Below are 2,855 nucleotides of genomic sequence, written 5' to 3' on the forward strand. Positions count from 1 at the left end.
CTGCGCAGGTTCGCGCGGGACGACGCCCTCGGCCCGCGGCACGAGCCGGCCGGTACACTCCTGTGCCGGGCGGCCGCGGGCGCGGCGGTCCGAGGAGGGCTGACAGAGCGGCCTAATGTGACGGTCTTGAAAACCGTTGTGCGGCGACGCACCGGGGGTTCGAATCCCTCGCCCTCCGCCACGCGGACGCCCCGACGGCCGGACCGTCGGGGCGTTCGGCGTCCCGCCGGACCATGCCGCGGCGTCCTCGGAGGGCGCCGCAGGGGTGCGGCTTTGCCCCGGGTGCCTGTCGGCGGTTACTCTGGGCGCCGCGGTATGGCAGCGCTGCTGCCTCTCGCGAGGAGACGTCGCATAGTCTGGTCTAGTGCGCCACCCTGCTAAGGTGGTAACGGGGCAACCCGTTCGCGGGTTCAAATCCCGCCGTCTCCGCCAGGAAGGCTCCGGTGCTCGACGCCCGGGGCCTTTTCTGTTGTCCCGGCCTTCCCGCGGCCTGAGCCCGCGGGGTCGGCGCGGGGCCTGTACGGCCCGCCGGTGTCGTGCGTCACGATGGGGCCCCTCGGTTTGGGGAACCGCCGCCGGGGCGGTAATGTTCTGGTCGGCCGGTACGAGAGTATCGACCGGGTCTGCGCCCGTAGCTCAACGGATAGAGCATCTGACTACGGATCAGAAGGTTGGGGGTTCGAATCCCTCCGGGCGCACAGAAGAACTCACGGCTCGATCCCCCAGGGATCGGGCCGTTGTTCTTTCCCGGACCCACGGGGTGGCACAGCAGCGAGGTCAACGCCGACCACGGCCTGACCTGGCCCCGGTCCGTCGTGCACGACGCGGCGGTCGGCGCGAGGCGCGCCAGACGCTGCACCACACGACCGAGAGGGTGATCGATCGCATGAGCGATCAGACCTGGCAGACGATCGCGATCGTCGCGTACCTCGCGGCGATGCTCGCCATCGGCTACGCCGCGTACCGCAGGACCGACGACCTGGACGACTACATGCTCGGAGGCCGCCGGCTGAGCCCCGGCGTCGCGGCGCTGAGCGCCGGTGCCTCCGACATGTCGGGCTGGCTGCTCATGGGTCTGCCCGGAGTCGTCTACACCACCGGCCTCGTCGAGGCCTGGATCGCGGTCGGCCTGACGATCGGGGCCTGGCTGAACTGGAAGTTCGTGGCGCCCCGGCTGCGCGCCTACACCGAGGTCGCGAACAACTCGATCACCGTGCCGAGCTTCTTCGACAACCGGCTGCGCGACCCGGCGCACCTCCTGCGCGTCGCCGCGGGCGCCATCGTCCTGGTGTTCTTCACGTTCTACGTCTCGTCGGGAATGGTGGCCGGCGGCACGTTCTTCGAGAGCTCGTTCGGGCTCGACTACCTCACCGGACTGCTCGTGGTGGGTGGCGTGACCCTCGCGTACACGCTCTTCGGCGGCTTCCTTGGCGCGACCTGGACCGACGTCGCGCAGGGCATCCTCATGCTCGCGGCGCTCGTCGCGGTGCCGGTCATCGCCGTCGTCGAGCTGGGTGGCTGGAGCGTGGTGCGCGAGGGGATCCTCGCCGCGGACGCCGGCGGGACCTCGAACCACCTGTCATTCCTCGCCGGCGCGTCCGCGACCGGCGTGATCTCCGCCCTCGCGTGGGGCCTCGGGTACTTCGGCCAGCCGCACATCATCGTGCGGTTCATGGCGCTCCGGAGCCCGAAGGACGCCACGGTCGGACGCCGGATCGGCATCGGCTGGATGATCCTCACCGCGCTCGGTGCGGTCATGACCGGCCTCATCGGCGTCGCCTACGCGAGCGTGGAGGGCCTGCAGCTCGAAAACCCCGAGACGGTCTTCCTGGTCCTCGCGCAGCTGCTGTTCCACCCGCTGGTGGCCGGCCTGGTACTCGCGGCTGTGCTCGCCGCGATCATGTCGACGATCTCGTCGCAGCTCATCGTGTCCTCCTCCGCGCTGGTCGAGGACCTGGTGAAGATGACGGGACGGACGATGAGCAGCCGGGCGGAGGTCATGCTCGGTCGTGCGGGGGTGCTCCTGGTCGCCGTGGTCGCCGGCGTGATCGCCCTCGACCGGACGTCGTCGATCCTGGACCTCGTGGGTTTCGCGTGGGCCGGGTTCGGCTCGGCGTTCGGCCCGGTCGTCATCCTGAGCCTGTACTGGCGACGCCTCACCCGTTGGGGCGCGCTGTCCGGGATGGTCGTGGGCGCCGTGGTCGCCTTCGTCTGGGGACGGTCGGGCCTCGCGGACACGCTGTACGAGATCGTGCCGGGCTTCGGTGCCGGCCTGCTCGTCGCCGTCGTCGTCAGCTGGCTGACCCCGAGGCCGGACGCCGCCGTGCTCGAGGAGTTCGACGCCGCCCGGCGACTCGCCGCGGGTGCGGAGCCTGAGCCGGCCACCGTCGCCTGACGATGCGAACCCGCGGTCCTGCCGCGGGGCGAGGGTGCCGCTCGAGGGCGGTCCCGGCCACGGCCGGGGCCGCCCTCGAGCGTTCCCGGGCCGCCGGGGGCCCGCTTGTCGGGCAGCCGGCTCGGCGCAGGTTGCGGGACGTGGCGCGCGCCACGTCCGCCCGCGTTGCGTTCTGGTGGGGTCGTGGGTAATGTTCTCCGAGTCAGCCCGACAGGCCGACGGACATCGAGGAGACAGCCGAGAGGCTGGGTACCGATGGCCGGGCCGGGACTGAAACCCACTTCCTGAGATCGAGGCAGTTTTGTGCGCTTCGTATCGGTGGGGCTCGTCGATTCCTTCTCGTCAAGGAGCTGCTGATCCTCGGATCGGAGCGAATTGAGAAGAAGAAGAGAGTCTGGTAAGTTTGAGGGGTTGCCCCGGGCGGGTTGGGACTGAGGTTCTGGCTTGTTGGGTGTGCGTC

The 2,855-nt window shown here is 70.4% G+C and carries 1 protein-coding gene and 3 tRNA genes; all 4 read left to right on the top strand.

Annotation, left to right across the window (positions count from 1 at the left end; translation table 11 throughout):
• The first annotated feature begins 93 nt into the window (after positions 1 to 93).
• A tRNA-Ser gene (locus ABD254_RS11400) sits at positions 94 to 181 on the top strand.
• Between the two features lie 159 nt (positions 182 to 340).
• Positions 341 to 432 (top strand) — tRNA-Ser (locus tag ABD254_RS11405).
• A 193-nt stretch (positions 433 to 625) separates the two neighbouring features.
• A tRNA-Arg gene (locus ABD254_RS11410) sits at positions 626 to 698 on the top strand.
• 188 nt (positions 699 to 886) lie between these two features.
• On the top strand, positions 887 to 2,395 hold the full coding sequence (putP, locus tag ABD254_RS11415; RefSeq protein ID WP_344248466.1) for a sodium/proline symporter PutP: 1,509 nt from the start codon (positions 887 to 889) through the stop codon (positions 2,393 to 2,395).
• Positions 2,396 to 2,855: the final 460 nt, after the last annotated feature.

It is taken from the genome of Isoptericola hypogeus, assembly GCF_039531145.1.
GTDB classification, from domain to species: domain Bacteria; phylum Actinomycetota; class Actinomycetes; order Actinomycetales; family Cellulomonadaceae; genus Isoptericola; species Isoptericola hypogeus.